This window comes from Methanosarcina hadiensis (genome assembly GCF_046529725.1).
Taxonomy (GTDB): domain Archaea; phylum Halobacteriota; class Methanosarcinia; order Methanosarcinales; family Methanosarcinaceae; genus Methanosarcina; species Methanosarcina hadiensis.
Genome location: NZ_CP136241.1, coordinates 4,046,088 through 4,061,648 on the forward strand (window position 1 = coordinate 4,046,088; position 15,561 = coordinate 4,061,648).

A 15,561-nucleotide genomic window follows, 5' to 3' on the forward strand; every position below is an offset into this window, starting at 1 on the left:
GATGACAGAGGGAGCACTAATTTATAAAAAAATTGATGCCGGAAAAACTGCCGGACAAATGGAAGAAGTAACGCTTATTCCTAAAAAAGCGATTGACATTAAACTGGAAGCAGATGTAATAACACCTGATTCCTTTGCAGGCAAGACTGCCGGAGAAATAGGGATGTTGTCCGTCTGGCAGGGTCCTGAAACCTATCCTCTTTCCGATTTCTTTGAAGTTATGGGCAATGCTGGCAGTTCTGCAGCCGAGACTCTGATCCGCATAAAAGGCGACGCAATGAGGGTTAAAAGGATCGGAGAATGCATGAGTGCAGGGAAAATTGAAATTGAAGGTTCTGCAGGCATGCATGTCGGGACAGGGATGAAAGGAGGCGAGATCATCGTTTACGGAGATGCTGATTCCTGGGCTGGAATGGAAATGCTTGGCGGGCTCCTGCACATCAAAGGCAATGCCGGAGACCACGTGGGCTGTGCTTACAGAGGTAAGTGGCACGGCATGAAAGGCGGGCGTATTGTAATTGAAGGTTCGGCAAGGCACCAGCTCGGAGGCGGCATGGACGGCGGAGAAATTCTGGTTGAAGGCAATGTCGAAGGCTTCTGCGGGATCCGTCAGAACGGAGGGCTCATTGTAGTAAAAGGCGATGCCCTCCGTGGGGTGGGCGCAGAAATGGCAGGCGGGACCATAGTTGTCGGCGGCAAAATACAGCGTTTCGCTCCCGGTTTCGAATTTGTTTCCATGGAAAACAGGGTCACTTCGGGCGATGTTGAACTGATAGGCGATTTCAAGAAGTTTACAGGGGACTATGCGATCAGTAAGAGGGCAAAAGGAGCTCTTTACGTCTCCATAGATGCAAACCCGGAACTGTGAGGTGAGAAACATGGAAGTAATACTCATTACCGGAAGTACGATTGATGAAGGCAGGCTTGCCAAAGGAGGAGACAAATTCACGGACGAATACACTATGGAATGTGCTTCCTGCTGGATTTTTCCTTCGGATTTTGTATCCCTCTGTTCCCCTGAGAAGGTAAAAGTAACAAGCAGGAATGGGAAACATTCGATTGTCGTTTATGCAAAATGTACGGGTTCAGTCCAGCCCGGGCAGGTGTTTATGCCGAGGGCTATCTGGTCGAATGTTGTCATCGATCCTGATACTCTTTCTACTGGGTCCCCCCTCTATAAGGGCGCCCCGGTAAATGTTGAGCCGTCAGACGAAGAGGTTCTCAGCGCCGAAGACGTAGTATTGAAAGTTTATATCGGAGGGCAGTGAGCATGTTTTACAAAAACATAGTCTGTCCCGTCTGTGGGGCAGCCTGCGACGATATCCAGGTCGAATTCGGGAACGGAAAAATTGAGGCAAGAAATGCATGTAAAATGGGGAACGCCAAATTCAAGGAGATTGTAAGTTCCCACAGGATCAGGCAGCCCCTAATAAAAGTGGACGGAAGACTGACCCCTGCAGCCTGGGACGAAGCCCTTGAAAGAGCTGCAGATATTCTTGTTTCTGCAAAGCGCCCTCTTCTCTTTATGGGCAGTGAGACCTCATGCGAAGCTCATGAAGTAGGGCTTAAGATAGGGGAATACCTTGGTGCCCTTGTCGATTCTAACGCTACCATCTGTCACGGGCCTACAGCAATGGGAATTCAGGAGTCAGGGAAAGTCGGTGCAACCGAAGGTCAGAAGAAAAACAGAGGTGATCTCATTGTTTACTGGGGAACAAACCCTCTCGAATCCATGCCCAGGCAGATGTCGAGATATGGAGTTTTTCCAAGAGGTTACTGGACGAAGCGCGGGCGCTTTGACAGGACAGTTATCACCGTGGACCCGAGAAAAACCCCGACAACAGAAGCATCCGACCTGCACGTGCAGCTCAAGCCCGGCTCGGACTATGAACTGATAAGTGCTCTTCTTACCCTGCTTCACGGGAAAACTCCCCACCCCTCAGTGGAAGAGATCACAGGAGTACCCGTCCCGGTCATGGAAGAGATGCTTGACATGATGAAAAACTGCAATTTCGGTGCCGTTTCAGTAGGTCTCGGGCTCTCCTCCTCCATAGGAAAGCACAGGAACGCCGAAATTGCCATGAACATGGTAAAGGAGCTGAACAACTATGCCAAGTTCACCCTTGGAGCCCTTCGAGGCCACTGCAATGTTGCGGGCTTTAACCAGGTCGCCTCTTATATGTACGGCTACCCCTTCGGGCTTGATTTCATGCGCGGGCACCCGCGTTACAACCCCGGCGAATATACAACCGTGGACGTGCTGAGGGAAAAAGATGTGGATGCAGCCTTTGTAATGTGCGCCGACCTTGTATGCCATATCCCTGCGGATTGTGCTTCCTATCTTGCCGAAATTCCAATGGTCTGCCTGGACATTGCTCCCTGCCCGAGTACAGCTGCTTCGGATATTGTATTTCCGGGAGTCATTGACGCCATGGAATGTGACGGGACCTTTTACAGGCTCGATGATGTGGCAGTGCACTTCGAACCTTTCACAACCTCGCCCTTCGAGTTTACGAAGAGCAACGAAGACACCCTGAAGCAGCTCTTTGAGAAGATTAAGGCAAGGAAGTAAATAAGGTAAGTTTATTTTCACGAATTCTCAATTAAAGGAAGTACAAAACAAACGGATGATGCAAATCATCTAATTTGAGAGTGACGAAAACTCTCACCTTTTTTTCTTTTCAGTTTCCTGCGAACACAGTGCTGGGATCCAGCAACGATTTTTTTCCTTCAATATTCTGTGATTTTCATAACTGCAACCGTAGTTGAAGTTTAAGTAATTATTTAATATGTGCGTGTACATCTATTATTTGCTAGAACTGGTCAAATAATCGGTTAACAAAAAATTGAACAGGGAGTATGCGAAAAATGTCACAGGAAGATAAAAACGATAAGTCTTACTACAGTATCATTGCGCTATCAATTGTTCTGGTGTTGATGTCAGCAACAATATACGCTACTTCACAGAACGGGTCTGAAAAAGATACGGAAAGTACTATTTCTATGAGTGGGTATGCTGAACAGAAAGTTGTTCCTGACACGGCAACACTTCACATAGGTGTTGTAGTTCAGGCTGCAACTGCAAAGGAAGCATCCGATGAAAATGCAGCAATTATGAGTGCTGTAATGGCAGACCTCAAAGCAATGGGGTTGCAGGACAGGGAAATACGGACATCCTATGTTTCCGTGTATCCCGTATACAACTATACTACTACACAGACAATCACAGGTTACTCTGCATCCAATAGCGTGCAGATTACAACAAAGAATCTCGACAACCTTAGTGAGATCATTGACAGGTCCACAGCTGCCGGAGCTAATGAGATTGGAGGCGTTTCATTTTCAGTCTCCAACGATATGCAAAAACAAATTCGTGAAGATCTGATGAATCAAGCAGTGTCTGATGCATCTACAAAAGCCGAGACGCTTGCTAAGAGCCTTGGTGTCGAGATAACTGGCGTGCAGGCTTCATCCATAAGTGAAAGCAACGGTCCCAGAGTATATTACGATTATGCTATGCCAATGGAAGAAAAGGCCTCAGGAGCAGTTTCAACTCCTATTCAGCCAGGAGAGTCTACTGTTTCAATGTCAGTACAGGTCACGTACTACATTGAATAAGGAATTTGGACTATATTGAATAAATAATTTGGACTATATTGAATAAGGAATTTGGATTAAACAATATTGAAAACGAAGTAACAAATGATTTAGAGTTGCAGATGACAGATGTTGTTTGCAACTCATCAGATCAATATGTCTTTTACGTATTATCCATCGGCCAGCATTCATAGTCATAGGCTAGCGTTTATTGGTCTTCTTTATGGTTTCTCCTTCTGTTTTTTAAATCTGCTTTTATCAATAAGTTTCCTTGTGGGTGGTTTTGTATAAGATTTTCGCGATTGAATATCTTTTGCTATCCAGGTTCACACTATAGTATGGAATCAACTCCGGAGAAAAGCCCATTATAAAATCTACAAATGTAGGTACATTTGCTGCCATTACATTCATGAATTTAAAGTCCCGGGACTTCAGGTCAAGAAATTCGTTGTAATACAGAAGAGCATAGGGACCCAAACTATCAAAATCGGGGTTCAGGGTTGAAGTCCAGATTACAGCGCATTTCTTACCGTACAGATTTAAGTGAGCTGCAACAGCCTCACCCTCAGAGGTTTCTGAAACAAACATGTATCCAATATTTTTTTCCCGGATCAACTTAAATAGTCTTTCAAAGAATTCTCTGGGTAAGGGAGGCTCTATATTCTGCTTATCATAGGCCAGTGAAAGCAGACGGTAATATGTTTCAGGGTCATTCCACGCTCTGGTTCTAAGTCCAGCCTCTGTTGCAGTTTTAAGTTCCATCCGTCTTTCCCCCGAAAGGTTGCGGTCTATATTTTCTTGCAGGTTCAAATAATGGGTGTAATGCACGGCGGAATCCCATCCATTCCACGTAAACGGTCTTATGTCCTCAAAGCCTGGAGAGAACGTAAGATGAATGCTGTCAAAACCCTGCTTGCAGAGGAATTCCCGGAGTGGATTAAGGATTTCATGAGTTTCCTGTACTCGCTTACTTGCTCTGGAACTGGCATTCTCTTTTATAAGAGGTCCACTGTAGCTGGTCATTCTGCAGGTCGAAGTAGCTACTTTCAATATTCCTTTGATATTTTTAACAAAAAGGGGGCATCCTCCCACAAGCTCGCCGTTTCTAAAACAGCCATAGATTTTTAGATCTATTGACAGGGCATCTCTACAGATTTCAAGCCATTCACTGGTATGAAAGAGTGTACCGGATTTGGCTTTCTCTACAATTAAATCCCATTCTTTGTATTCAGAAGGCACCAATTCTCTTACTTCAATTCCGTCCATTTTAAGTCCCGTACAAATAGATAACTGTTCTTCCTTGCAAATAGGTAATTATTTTTATCTCTGATGAATGACTCAGTTCCAAATTCCCGCTAACAAAAACGTATATGATATTCTTCGAATAACATGCCCGAATCACGAAAGCTTGAAAGCACTTTCATGCCAATAAAATGAATTTTTACATTCGCCTGCCAAAAGCAGGTTTGATTCGATCTCTATCTGAACAGCCGTTTAACTCTGAAATATTATTGCGTGGTATTTGTATTCATAATACATTGATTGTACACAAATCATTTCAAAACCATTTTTATTTGCAATTTTTTTAATTTTACTGGGATAATGAGAGTATCCCAAAATATCCCTAGGACGTTTTTTCAAGCTTGCAGATATTGAATTTTTAACCCCGCAAAACGCTTTACTTAATATTTTCCGACAGCTTTTATCCTGTGAAAACAGCCCCGCCTTCCACAATGGATATAAGCGGGGGTCCAGCATGTCAAACAGTACTATTTTACCCTCTTTATTAAGGTATTTTGATGAATTGAATATAAAATCATCAATTTCTTGATATGTAAGATACTGAAATACTCCAGCTGCAGTTATTCGGTCGAAGGAAGAGTCCAGCTTGCCCCAGACAGTTTTGTCGTCAGCCAGAATTAAAGTTGTATTCTCACAATTTCTTTCCCTTATTCTTTTGCTTGCTTCTTCAAGCATGGACGGGGAAAAGTCAACTCCTGTTGTCTTTTCATATTCCTGTGCATAGTAAACCAGAAGCTCCCCGGCTCCGCACCCAAAGTCAAGAAGGGATTTTCCGCCATCCAGATGGAATAATTTTTCCCTCGCCTCCATAGCAAGAAATTCTTCAGCTGAAGATCTGTGACCCCCACTTCTTTTATCTGCAAAAAACTCTTCCCATACATTTCTTGGTTTCAATATCTCTTTTTCGTATCCTGCGGGACTGTTTTTTTCATAAACTCCAGGCATTCTATTTTCATACCCTTCAGACATATTTTTTTGATAGCCCAAATTTTGCATTTCATACCTCTCCCCATGCACTCTGAATTGCTGCATTACCAGATTTAGTATAGCATCAGTTCTCCTGGTTATTCTCCCCAAAATAACTCAAAACTGTAAAAGGTACTTAAGAGTTCTATTTTTATGCCTATATATAAATTCCTCTGGCCGCGGAAGCTTCCTCAAATTTGTTTTTTAATACTCGTCATTTTTTGGCCCCGCCTTTCTTTCCATTCATAAATATGAATTTCCTCCCAATTTATTCTCAATTTAAATCTACATGGTTTCAAAAGGGAATTGTGCAGCCTTTGAGTCATAGTTTCTCGTTTTAAGCGAATAAATATAAAATTAGGAAATTTGGAAGGTATTTTATGCTCCACAAGCGTCTTATATAAATAAATTCCGCAGTTGAGTTGCGGAGCCAGTAGCATATTGCGCCAAGCTATTTAATTATTCTGTCTTGAACAAATGCGTATGTGCCTGATTTTGTGATCAGTTTAAAAGAACAGTAAGAACAGGGCTCAAAGCCACAGATAAGGTCTGATTAAAATGCTCAAAAGAAGGAATATCAGCAAATGGCTGATGGTTGCTGATAATCAAGCGCTCATAACTTTTAGATCTTTTTGCCAGTTTCTTTAAATTTTCTGGCCTTTTCGCCTTTTTTCCAGCATAGTTATTTTCCTTTTTGTTCACTTTTCCTGAAAGCAACTTTTTCCCCGCAGTACTGGTGCAGCTTTTTTGTTCCTCCAGCCTCGCTAACTACCGTAAGCATTGTTAAGGGATCAATAATTCTGGTCCCCATTATTGCAGTAATTCCTCTCTCAAAAAATGGGGCAGGGTAGAGAGGCGTTGTTGGGCCTAGCAGGACAACTTCCCTTGCTGCCCTCCGGAAGGAAAGGAGTTCATCAAAAGTCCGGTTTGCGAGAGTACTTGCACTGAGTATAATCACATCCGAAGCAGGGAGAATATCTTTTGCTTTTTCCGAAGGCAGGGTTATGGTTTCAGGATCTTCTATTTCACGCTTTTCGAGAACAGTAAGTTTTCCTGTTATTTTCAGGATTTTTGGGACGAGAGGTCCGAAATAGCCTACCATTGCAACCCTGTCTTCAGGTTTTATAAGTTCAAGGACGTCTGTATTTGAAACTGGAAAGTTTTTGGGTTCCAGGTCACTGAGCATATGTGAAAGAGCATTTGCGGTTGCAATCCCAACTGCTGCTTCGAGCGGGTTTTCTGATAGGGCAAATTCAAGCAATCCATCCGCAGTTTTTCCTTTAAGAGAGACTGCAAAGCCAGGGGTGGGACAACCCGAAAACTCATAGAGTGGAGTGCAGGCAACGCCTCCGTAGTTTTCGGAAAGCAGGACTCCGGTATAGGCGAGTCCGATCCTGACATCCTTTACTTCAATTTCTTCAAGAGCAGGACCCAGATCTTTTTTGAGTCCACTTACAATGGCCGGGAGGATACCGGCTTCTTCTTTTTTTCCGGTTTCCTGCAGGTTTTTGCTTTCTGACATGCATCCACCTTTTATTTTTTTCCATCTTCTATTTTTTTCGACCTTTATTTCTCAGTTTTTACTTCTCAATTTTTATTTCTCAATTTTTACTTTTTTTAGCTTACAGCCTTTCGATCTTTGTTGTAAAGTCAAGGGGATTTGCATAATAGGGAGCACTTATAACGATAATATCGACAAAAGGAGCATATTCAGGAATTCTGGACGCCTGGATTCCTCCCACTGCAATTTCGAGTTCAGGATTGAGTTTTTTAAGTTCGGGTCCGAGTTCCCGCAGTTTTTCCGGGGTAAGGTGATCAAGGAGCATTATATCCGACATTTTTGCATATTTGAATGCTTCTTCCCTCGATCTGGGCTCGATTTCTATCTTTTTCATAGCCCTGAGATTACCCAGTTCTCCGGTGACTTCCAGGTGGTTCTGGCTGATATGGATGGAGTCACTGAGGGAATTCCGGTGAATATCCCCTCCGCCTGCCCGGACTGCTTTAAGCTCAAAAATCCGGGAACCCGGGTGAGTTTTTCTGCTTGTTGCAATAATAAGGTCAGGATTCGCCTTTCGGCCTTCACTGACCATAGAAGCTGTTTTCGTGGCAATAGCGCAAATGATAGTTAGGAAAGTCTGAGAGACCCTCCAGAACCTGAACAGGAGTTTAAGGTCTCCTTCGGCTTCGATAATTGTATCTCCGGGCTTGAAAGCCTCTCCGTCTCCCAGGCGATTAAGGATTTTCAGGCCTTTTCTTTCGTAATACTCTGCCAGGTCGCCGGCACAGGCAGAAATTCCGTTCTCCCTCGAAACAATCCTCATTTTTCCCCTGCCTTCAAGCCTTAGCAGTTCTGCACTTTCATCCTGATAGGGGCAGTCTTCGTAAAAGTAGAGCTCAAAAAAGTCTATCATGTTTTGCCTCGAAAATTCCTTTAAATCCCTTATTTTTTATGTTTCTATTTTTTTTGCTACAGGCTTCTTTTTATTGATTCACCTTTGAACCACCATTTTTATGGATTTACCTTATTATCTTGGCATTTGAAGCTTTAAACACGGCATAGATTCCTTTGCCTGGTTCGAGCCCGAGCATTTCACACGAAGTCGGTGTAATGACTGTTTTAATCTCTTTGCCTCCTATTTCCACATTCACCACAACAACGTGTTCCTTTTTGAAGATCCCTGAAATTCTTCCTCTCAAAATGTTTCGGGCAGAACTTTCCACGGTTTCCCTGGCTAGGATGACCTCTTCAGGACGGATTGAGACTGTCACTTCTTCCCCGGGTTCGGCAGGGTCTGAAGAATATATCCTCATATTTCCGGCTTCTATTACCGCCAGTTTTCCTTCTATGGTCTTTACCTTTCCTTTCAGCACATTGGTGCCGAGAAACTCAGCCACAAAGTCCGGAGAAGGCCTTCTGAATATGGATTCCAGGTCTCCTGCCTGCATAACTTCTCCTTTTTTTATGACAACCACGCGGTTAGCGAGAGCCCAGACGTCTTCGAAATCATGGGTTACATGCAGGACAGTGGTACTGTATTCGCGGATTGCTTTTTTCAGCATCTCCCTGATTCTTTCTTTTGTCCTTGCATCAAGGGCGCTGAAAGGCTCGTCCAGAAGGAGCAGCTTTGGCCTGACTACAAGGCTCCTTGCAAGAGTTGCCCTTTGCTTCTCTCCTCCGCTCAGGGTAGCCGGCTTTCTGTGCATAAGCTCTCTTATCCCGAGAACTTCAGAGATCTGTTTTACTTCGGTTTCAATCTGTTTTTTGTCCCTCAGTTTTTTCCGGAGAGCATATGCTATGTTTTTAAAAACATCCATATGGGGAAAAAGCATGTGATCCTGATACACTATACTTATATGTCTCATATCCGGGGGAAGGTCGGTAATATCCTTTCCTTCGAGGATGATCCTGCCTTTCTCAGGCCTGTAAAACCCTATTATGGTTTCAAGAAGCAGAGATTTCCCGCTGCCTGTAGGGCCTATTAAAGCCAGGTAATCCTCTTTTTCGGCTTTTAGCCCTATCCCGTTGAGTTCGAAGTTTCCAATGTCAAGGCTGAGGTCCCTTACCTCAAGAAAACTCATATCCTGCCTCCTTCGAACTTTTCAAAGCCGAGGATTGCAAGAAAGGCAATTCCCATTAACAGAATTCCGCTTGTGATTGCCATTTCCAGGTTGCCGTAAGAAATATTCAGGTAGAGGGTCACAGGCAGGACTTCCGTATGCATATATGAGCCTCCTGCAAGCACCAGTACGGCGCCAAATGCTCCCATGCATCGGGCAAAGGTAATCACTCCCGAAGCAAAAAGTCCGCTCCTTGCCATCGGAAGGGTAACGTGCCTGAAGGTCTCGAATTCCCCATACCCGAAGCTTCTTGAGACCTGTTCGTATCTGGGGTTGATGTCTTCAAAGGTTGAGTAGATAACTCTTACAGCATAAGGAAAGGCTACAAAAAACTGGGCAATTATTATCCCAAGCTTGCTGAAGGTTACTTTTATTCCCAGGACTTCAAGGTAAGGTCCGAGAAATCCCTGACCGAAAAGGAGCAGGAGGGCGAGGCCCATCACCAGTTCCGGAAATGCCATTGGAAGCCCGAGTATGGTTTTTATAATACTTTTTCCCGGAAAGGAAAAACGGGAAAGAGCATAGGCTGTCGGTATTGAGCAGCATATGACAGAAAATGTTGATACTGAAGAGGTCAGCATGGAAAGTTTCATGGAATAAATCATTTCTTCCGAAAACAGGGCTGAGAGGAGCTCTGAAGGTTTGAGCACAAAAAGCAGGGTACCTACAGTAATAAAAAGCAAAAAAGTAAAGGTGCAGGCAATACCCACAGTGAGTTTCCTGAACCATGAATTTTTCATATCAGGGTATTTTAAGGGCCGCATGGCTTAAAGCCCCATTTTTCCCAGATATCTTCCGCTTCTTCTCCTGCAATGTAAGTGTTAAACGCATCTGCAAGTTCACGGTCTTCAGTATATACGGAAACTGCTGTGGGTATGGTCTTTATTTTGTTCTGTTCTTCAGGGATAGGGATTATCTCGAGTTTTCCGCTGGTTTCTCCCCAGCTTGCCATGTCTTCCCAGATAATTGTTGCATCAACCTCTCCTGATGCTATATAGATCAAAAGCTGGTTTACAGTTGCGGTTTTGACAATTGTATTATTTTCTAATGCAGGGAGAATACCTGCCTGTGTACATATTGCCTCCGAGACTTTGCCTATTGCAGGTCCGTTAGGATCTCCGAGAGCAATTTTTACTCCGGGTTCTGCCAGACCTTCAAGTCCGCTTACATTTGCAGGGTTTCCTGCAGGCACTGCGATAACCGGGACATGCAGGGTGAGATTTTCCACGCTTTCATTGAAAACATAATTCCTGTCCATTGCCTGTTCCGTATAATAGTAATCTCCAGGAATAAAGACATCACATTCTTTTGAAGTCAAAAACCCGAAGATTTCAGCACTTCCTCCATAACGGACTTCTATATCCGCTCCGGTTTCGTTTTCAAAATTTCCGATCAATTCATTTATGGGCTTCATCAGCCCGGCTCCGGCACAAACAACGAGCTGCCTTCCCTCAAACTCTTTTTTCGGCTCTTCGGAAACATGAGCAGAAGCTTCTCTCTCAGCACAACCTGAGCCAGCCAGAGCCATTGCCAGCACGGCAATAATTATGAATGCGTAGACTTTTTTCACTCAAAGACCTCTTCAGATGGAATTTCAATGATATGTTTGAACATACATAACGGTTAATAAAGTTTTTTGTAAAATTGCCACATATAAATATTTTTAAAAAACAGTATAATATTCAGGCTGCTTCTCAACCCCGAATTTTTAAAAAAAGAAAAAAAATACGTTTTCCTGCCTATTTAAAGCTCGGAGATTCTCTGTCTATACTTTTCCAGTTCCTCGTCCCCTCTTTCTCCGGACATATTGCCAGCCTCGAAGACCATGAAGGAGGGAAGTACTTTCATTCCCATATACTCAAAGACGCAGTGAGTTATGGATTCGAGATGCCTGTAAATATCCCCATGTGCCCCGCCTTCGGAATAAACTTCTTTCGGAGCACCGGCAGTAAATGCAAGCATTGCTGATTTTACTTTGAAAAGTCCGGTATCGTAGGCGCTGTTGGTTACGGGATTAAACCCAAATCCCGGCGCCAGTACACGGTCTATCCAGCCTTTCATTAGAGCTGGCATGGCAGTGAAGTAAATGGGAAACTGAAAAATCAACAGGTCAGCCCATCTTACTTTTTCCATTTCTTCTTTTATATCGGGTGAAAAAGCCCCTGTTTTTGAGGCTTTGATAGCTTCGAGGAAAGGATTAAAAAAATCCGGGTTTTTCCTGTCAGGAAAGTCCGAGGCTTTCAAAATCGGATTAAATTCCATTGCATAAAGGTCGGAGAGCTTTACTTCGTGCCCCTTTTCCTTCAGGGCAGCGAGAGCTGTGTCTTTCATGGCAGCGTTAAAGGACTTCGGCTCGGGATGTGCAAAAATGTAAAGGACTTTCATTTAATTCCCCCTTATCCTATTCATGAGATTCGTTTCCCTGAATAAATAAGTAAGGCTGCTTCTCTCGTCAGGTTATGCATTGAGCTTTTTCAAAAGCCATGCCATGTTCTGTCCCAGAACCTGCATTGTCCGGATACCCTCTTCATCCTTTTCAACGTCCCCTTCGGCAAGCCCTATCCCCATATTCCAGTAGCTGGATCCGGGAATTACCATCTGGGAAATCGTGAAGAAATGGTTAATGGAGTCAAAAACATGGATTGACCCCGCTCTCCTTACTGCAACAACGGCTGCTCCAACTTTACGTTTGAACATTTCGTTATTCGCTTTCGCAACAAAGCCCGCTCTGTCTATAAGGGCTTTGAGTTCGGGTGTCAGGTCTGCAAAATACGTGGGTGAAGCAAGGATTATGCCGTCAGCCTCAAGCATTTTTTCAATGCACTCATTGACAATATCTTTGTTAATTACACACTTCCTGTCTCTGTTCTCAAAACATTTTGAACAGGCAATACAGCCATGTACGCTCTTTCCCCCTATTTGCACGATTTCGGTTTCTATTCCTTCTTTTTCAAGCTCTGCAAGTACATGCTTTATCAGGGAAGCTGTATTTCCTTCTTTCCGAGGGCTTCCATTAAATGCAACTACTTTCATTATTTGTCTCTCCTGTTATTATTGTCGATTCTAAAGCAAGCCTTCTTCAACAAACTTTACTGTCATTTTTTATCCATCAGGCTTTTGCCTGTTTTCCAGGCTTCCCCTGCATAGTCTCCTACGGTCCAGTAGCCGTTGTCCGGCATAGTGAGAAGCAGCGGCTCCATTTTTTTGATATCCGGTCTACCCTGTGTCAGGTACTGCTCTTCCGAATAAGCTTCAATGATTTCTCCCACAAAAAAGTAGTTTGTAGGAAATTCCAGGGTTTCAACAAGCCTGCATTCAAGGTTCAGAGTGCATTCTTTGATCATGGGAGCGGTTTCGAGGTCACCATAAAACACTTCAAACAGGTCTGACTTATCAGCTTTTTTTCCTGAAACAAGCCCGCAATAGTCAGTTTCTTTTATCATCTCAGAATAAGGGAAGTTTACGCTGAAGGTTTTATTTTCCATGATACCTTCCGGCGTATAATGGGATTTATGAACCCCTGCTCCAATCATTGGTGGGTTTGCATTTACACGGCTTACCCAGCCCAGCGCCATAAAATTAGCTTTTCCTTTCACGTTTGCCCCTAAAAGGGTCACAGGCATGGGATAAACGAATACATTATTATTGATCTTTACTTTCTCTGCCATTGCTACTCTTCCCCAACCTTCTTAGCATTTATGTCTCTATATCGAGTTTGAGGCACATCGAGTTTGATCAGCCTCATTCAAAAAACGAAATAGAAAAAGAATTTCAGGAATGAAAAAATTACAGCTTTTTTCTGTATATATTGATTTCAGTCTCTTTCTCCAGGCATTCTGAGAGCAAAGGAAATATCTCTCTAAAATGATCGGATTTTATATGTTGATCCAGGCTGCTCTCGTCTTTCCATTCTTCTAACATTGTCAGAATTTCTGGCTTCTCCAGTTCCTGATACACCCCATATTCTATGCAGCCCTCTTCTTTCAGTGTCTCTTCAATAAGGTTTTTACACAATCCCATAAACTCCTGAACTTTCTCAGGTTTGACCTGATTTTTTGCAACAACTCTTATAGTCAAAAAATCACCAGCCTGTAAATAATTTTTAATCTATATCCGGTGAGTCTTAAAGTATTATTCTCTCATCTGACCGTACCTGTTGTGGTAAACCTTTTCTTTTCTATACCTGTCCTGAGGTCCGGGTTTTTCTGCAGGGTAACCAACGGGCACAAGCCCGAGAGGAAATACATGATCAGGCAACCCAAATGCTTTCCTAAAACCCTTAACCCTGTCTGTCATAGGAAAAATTCCTGTCCAGACTGCTCCCAGCCCTGCATCATGAGCTGCAAGAAGGAGGTTCTGAATGGCTGCCGAGCAGTCCTGCACCCAGTACCCGGGTGCTTTTTCCTGCGTAGTATCCCCGCAAACAAGGATTGCCAGGGGAGCTTCCCTGCACATGCCGGCATAAGGGCTGAATGTGTGAATCTCGTCCAGAATTTTTCTGTCATCGATTACAATGAAGATCCAGGGCTGGGCATTGACCGCAGATGGAGCGCTCATAGCAGCCCTCAGAAGTTCGGTAACGAGTTCTCTCGGAACTGGTCTGTCAGTGTACTTTCGGATGCTTCGGCGAGTGTGGATTGCTTCAAGAGTTTCCATATTCAAACTCCTCCTATTCATTCCTTAAACACGGGCGAGGAAATTTTCTTCAGCTTTCTCTCGCCCTCTTTTGTTTTCTTTCCTTTTTGTTTTCTTTCCCGGTTTATCTTTTACTTAAAAAGGTTAAGGCCTGCGTTTTTTGCTTTATCCATGATTACGGAATCTTCCTTTACTTCTCCGGGAGCGTGGTATCCGATTCCTACAATCGTATCCTTTACATCCATACGCATGAAGTTGGAGATCTGCCCTCCGAATTCGTCATAAACTCCTTTAAAAGCTGCTGCATCAGGTGCCCCCTGGGTTCCTATTATCACTGCTTTTTTTCCGGCAGGGAGGCGGCTAGAGAAGTCGGCGTTTATAAGGGAATAACAGCGGTCAATGAATAACCTCATCTGGCCTGTAAACTGGCCAAAGTAGATCGGAGAGCCGAAAACAACCCCGTCTGCTGATGCAAGTTCATTAAATAGTTCCATAAGGTCGTCTTCAAGTTTGCACTTATCGTGGCTCTTGCAGTAGCCGCATCCCTGGCAGCCTTTGTAGTTCATTTCGTTGAGGAAAAAGTTCCTTGTCTCTGCACCTGCCTCTGCTGCGCCTTCAAGGACCTGCTGCACAAGGATGTTTGTGTTTCCATTCTTTCGGGGACTTCCAACAATTCCTATGACTTTCATTTTTACACCTTTTATATTTTAATCCGAGCTTTTTTTGGCAAAATAAAAGCTATTCTGTCAGTAACTTTCTTTATCGATATTTAATTTACAGCAACTATACTTATATACTATACATACTATCCGGATACTTAGTAACAAAAAGGATACAATGAAAGCTTATGGCAAGTGAGGCAAAAAACAATAAACGCTATCAATGCCCTGTTGAAGCGACTCTGGACGTAATCGGCGGCAAATGGAAACCCGTTATTCTCTGGCAGCTGAAAACGGAAAAACTGAGGTTTTCAGGGCTTCAGCAGAGTATGCAGGGAATCTCTCCCAAAATGCTCACAAAACAGCTCAGGGAGCTTGAAGAAGCCGGGCTTGTTTTAAGAGAGGTTTATCCCGAAATTCCTCCCCGAGTTGAATACTCCTTGACAGAATTCGGAAAAACCGTACTTCCTGTCCTGGATGCTCTCTGCGAATGGGGAAGTAAATACCTTCAAAGAGAATGTGACTCCGGTAAAAATGAGGGCTTAAAAGCCGCTGGTTGCCATGTTTTACAATAACCTGGTGATGTCAGGAATGTAACATGAGGATGTAGCATCAGGAATGTAACATTGGGAATGTAACATTAGGAATGTAACATCAGGAATTCATTTTTATAGAACTTATCTGAAGGGTACATATTTTCAAAATAATGAATCTATAAAACAGATATTGGTTTTTATAAAAATAAGCCTCAAAATATTTAATTACTGTTGAAGCCATAGCT

At 43.4% G+C, this 15,561-nt stretch carries 19 protein-coding genes; 5 read left to right on the forward strand and 14 right to left on the reverse strand.

Annotated features, from left to right (window positions below):
• Nucleotide 1 precedes the first annotated feature (1 nt).
• From RSJ42_RS17420 to RSJ42_RS17435, 4 genes are all read left to right on the forward strand, one after another.
• Entirely contained in the window at nucleotides 2-868 is an 867-nt protein-coding gene (locus tag RSJ42_RS17420; protein WP_410508489.1) for a formylmethanofuran dehydrogenase subunit C, read from the forward strand.
• A 10-nt stretch (nucleotides 869-878) separates the two neighbouring features.
• Entirely contained in the window at nucleotides 879-1,268 is a 390-nt protein-coding gene (locus RSJ42_RS17425; protein WP_410508490.1) for a molybdopterin dinucleotide binding domain-containing protein, read from the forward strand.
• Between the two features lie 2 nt (nucleotides 1,269-1,270).
• Nucleotides 1,271-2,572: a formylmethanofuran dehydrogenase subunit B gene (locus tag RSJ42_RS17430; RefSeq protein ID WP_410508491.1), complete on the forward strand. Its 1,302-nt coding sequence runs from the start codon at nucleotides 1,271-1,273 to the stop codon at nucleotides 2,570-2,572.
• 296 nt (nucleotides 2,573-2,868) lie between these two features.
• Complete coding sequence (locus RSJ42_RS17435; protein ID WP_410508492.1) at nucleotides 2,869-3,618, forward strand: SIMPL domain-containing protein; 750 nt, start codon at nucleotides 2,869-2,871, stop codon at nucleotides 3,616-3,618.
• A 237-nt stretch (nucleotides 3,619-3,855) separates the two neighbouring features.
• On the opposite strand, the gene RSJ42_RS17440 is transcribed toward RSJ42_RS17435, so the two are convergent.
• From RSJ42_RS17440 to RSJ42_RS17505, 14 genes are all read right to left on the reverse strand, one after another.
• Nucleotides 3,856-4,863, reverse strand: a complete 1,008-nt coding sequence (locus RSJ42_RS17440; RefSeq protein WP_410508493.1) for a GNAT family N-acetyltransferase — start codon at nucleotides 4,861-4,863, stop codon at nucleotides 3,856-3,858.
• 228 nt (nucleotides 4,864-5,091) lie between these two features.
• Complete coding sequence (locus RSJ42_RS17445) at nucleotides 5,092-5,796, reverse strand: class I SAM-dependent methyltransferase (RefSeq protein ID WP_410510414.1); 705 nt, start codon at nucleotides 5,794-5,796, stop codon at nucleotides 5,092-5,094.
• A gap of 570 nt (nucleotides 5,797-6,366) precedes the next feature.
• Nucleotides 6,367-6,567: a hypothetical protein gene (locus RSJ42_RS17450; protein ID WP_410508494.1), complete on the reverse strand. Its 201-nt coding sequence runs from the start codon at nucleotides 6,565-6,567 to the stop codon at nucleotides 6,367-6,369.
• Nucleotides 6,548-7,387, reverse strand: a complete 840-nt coding sequence (locus tag RSJ42_RS17455) for a Rossmann-like domain-containing protein (protein ID WP_410508495.1) — start codon at nucleotides 7,385-7,387, stop codon at nucleotides 6,548-6,550. Before RSJ42_RS17455 ends, RSJ42_RS17450 begins: the two co-directional genes overlap by 20 nt.
• Before the next feature lie 100 nt (nucleotides 7,388-7,487).
• On the reverse strand, nucleotides 7,488-8,279 hold the full coding sequence (locus tag RSJ42_RS17460) for a nicotinate-nucleotide pyrophosphorylase (RefSeq protein WP_410508496.1): 792 nt from the start codon (nucleotides 8,277-8,279) through the stop codon (nucleotides 7,488-7,490).
• A 106-nt stretch (nucleotides 8,280-8,385) separates the two neighbouring features.
• Nucleotides 8,386-9,447: an ATP-binding cassette domain-containing protein gene (locus tag RSJ42_RS17465; RefSeq protein ID WP_410508497.1), complete on the reverse strand. Its 1,062-nt coding sequence runs from the start codon at nucleotides 9,445-9,447 to the stop codon at nucleotides 8,386-8,388.
• Nucleotides 9,444-10,250, reverse strand: a complete 807-nt coding sequence (locus tag RSJ42_RS17470) for an ABC transporter permease (protein WP_410508498.1) — start codon at nucleotides 10,248-10,250, stop codon at nucleotides 9,444-9,446. Before RSJ42_RS17470 ends, RSJ42_RS17465 begins: the two co-directional genes overlap by 4 nt.
• Nucleotides 10,238-11,056 (reverse strand): molybdate ABC transporter substrate-binding protein, encoded by an 819-nt coding sequence (modA, locus tag RSJ42_RS17475; RefSeq protein WP_410508499.1) that lies wholly within the window; start codon nucleotides 11,054-11,056, stop codon nucleotides 10,238-10,240. Before modA ends, RSJ42_RS17470 begins: the two co-directional genes overlap by 13 nt.
• Before the next feature lie 173 nt (nucleotides 11,057-11,229).
• Nucleotides 11,230-11,871: an NAD(P)H-dependent oxidoreductase gene (locus RSJ42_RS17480; RefSeq protein ID WP_410508500.1), complete on the reverse strand. Its 642-nt coding sequence runs from the start codon at nucleotides 11,869-11,871 to the stop codon at nucleotides 11,230-11,232.
• Between the two features lie 72 nt (nucleotides 11,872-11,943).
• Nucleotides 11,944-12,519, reverse strand: a complete 576-nt coding sequence (locus tag RSJ42_RS17485) for a flavodoxin family protein (RefSeq protein ID WP_410508501.1) — start codon at nucleotides 12,517-12,519, stop codon at nucleotides 11,944-11,946.
• A gap of 62 nt (nucleotides 12,520-12,581) precedes the next feature.
• Nucleotides 12,582-13,154 (reverse strand): flavin reductase family protein, encoded by a 573-nt coding sequence (locus RSJ42_RS17490; protein ID WP_410508502.1) that lies wholly within the window; start codon nucleotides 13,152-13,154, stop codon nucleotides 12,582-12,584.
• 118 nt (nucleotides 13,155-13,272) lie between these two features.
• Nucleotides 13,273-13,563 (reverse strand): putative quinol monooxygenase, encoded by a 291-nt coding sequence (locus RSJ42_RS17495; protein ID WP_410508503.1) that lies wholly within the window; start codon nucleotides 13,561-13,563, stop codon nucleotides 13,273-13,275.
• 54 nt (nucleotides 13,564-13,617) lie between these two features.
• On the reverse strand, nucleotides 13,618-14,142 hold the full coding sequence (locus RSJ42_RS17500) for a nitroreductase family protein (protein ID WP_410508504.1): 525 nt from the start codon (nucleotides 14,140-14,142) through the stop codon (nucleotides 13,618-13,620).
• Between the two features lie 110 nt (nucleotides 14,143-14,252).
• Entirely contained in the window at nucleotides 14,253-14,810 is a 558-nt protein-coding gene (locus RSJ42_RS17505) for a flavodoxin family protein (RefSeq protein WP_410508505.1), read from the reverse strand.
• Between the two features lie 158 nt (nucleotides 14,811-14,968).
• On the opposite strand from RSJ42_RS17505, the gene RSJ42_RS17510 reads away from it, so the two are divergent.
• Nucleotides 14,969-15,355: a winged helix-turn-helix transcriptional regulator gene (locus tag RSJ42_RS17510; RefSeq protein WP_410508506.1), complete on the forward strand. Its 387-nt coding sequence runs from the start codon at nucleotides 14,969-14,971 to the stop codon at nucleotides 15,353-15,355.
• The last annotated feature ends 206 nt before the right edge of the window (nucleotides 15,356-15,561 follow it).

Excerpts from the sequence above, each read along its gene's own strand:
- RSJ42_RS17490 (WP_410508502.1), bottom strand. The coding sequence starts at position 13,154 with ATGGCAGAGAAAGTAAAGATCAATAATAATGTATTCGTTTATCCCATG.
- RSJ42_RS17455 (WP_410508495.1), bottom strand. The coding sequence starts at position 7,387 with ATGTCAGAAAGCAAAAACCTGCAGGAAACCGGAAAAAAAGAAGAAGCC.
- RSJ42_RS17470 (WP_410508498.1), bottom strand. The coding sequence starts at position 10,250 with ATGCGGCCCTTAAAATACCCTGATATGAAAAATTCATGGTTCAGGAAA.
- RSJ42_RS17460 (WP_410508496.1), bottom strand. The coding sequence starts at position 8,279 with ATGATAGACTTTTTTGAGCTCTACTTTTACGAAGACTGCCCCTATCAG.
- RSJ42_RS17435 (WP_410508492.1), top strand. The coding sequence starts at position 2,869 with ATGTCACAGGAAGATAAAAACGATAAGTCTTACTACAGTATCATTGCG.
- RSJ42_RS17485 (WP_410508501.1), bottom strand. The coding sequence starts at position 12,519 with ATGAAAGTAGTTGCATTTAATGGAAGCCCTCGGAAAGAAGGAAATACA.
- RSJ42_RS17500 (WP_410508504.1), bottom strand. The coding sequence starts at position 14,142 with ATGGAAACTCTTGAAGCAATCCACACTCGCCGAAGCATCCGAAAGTAC.
- RSJ42_RS17425 (WP_410508490.1), top strand. The coding sequence starts at position 879 with ATGGAAGTAATACTCATTACCGGAAGTACGATTGATGAAGGCAGGCTT.
- RSJ42_RS17505 (WP_410508505.1), bottom strand. The coding sequence starts at position 14,810 with ATGAAAGTCATAGGAATTGTTGGAAGTCCCCGAAAGAATGGAAACACA.
- RSJ42_RS17510 (WP_410508506.1), top strand. The coding sequence starts at position 14,969 with ATGGCAAGTGAGGCAAAAAACAATAAACGCTATCAATGCCCTGTTGAA.
- RSJ42_RS17430 (WP_410508491.1), top strand. The coding sequence starts at position 1,271 with ATGTTTTACAAAAACATAGTCTGTCCCGTCTGTGGGGCAGCCTGCGAC.
- RSJ42_RS17480 (WP_410508500.1), bottom strand. The coding sequence starts at position 11,871 with ATGAAAGTCCTTTACATTTTTGCACATCCCGAGCCGAAGTCCTTTAAC.
- RSJ42_RS17420 (WP_410508489.1), top strand. The coding sequence starts at position 2 with ATGACAGAGGGAGCACTAATTTATAAAAAAATTGATGCCGGAAAAACT.
- RSJ42_RS17440 (WP_410508493.1), bottom strand. The coding sequence starts at position 4,863 with ATGGACGGAATTGAAGTAAGAGAATTGGTGCCTTCTGAATACAAAGAA.
- RSJ42_RS17465 (WP_410508497.1), bottom strand. The coding sequence starts at position 9,447 with ATGAGTTTTCTTGAGGTAAGGGACCTCAGCCTTGACATTGGAAACTTC.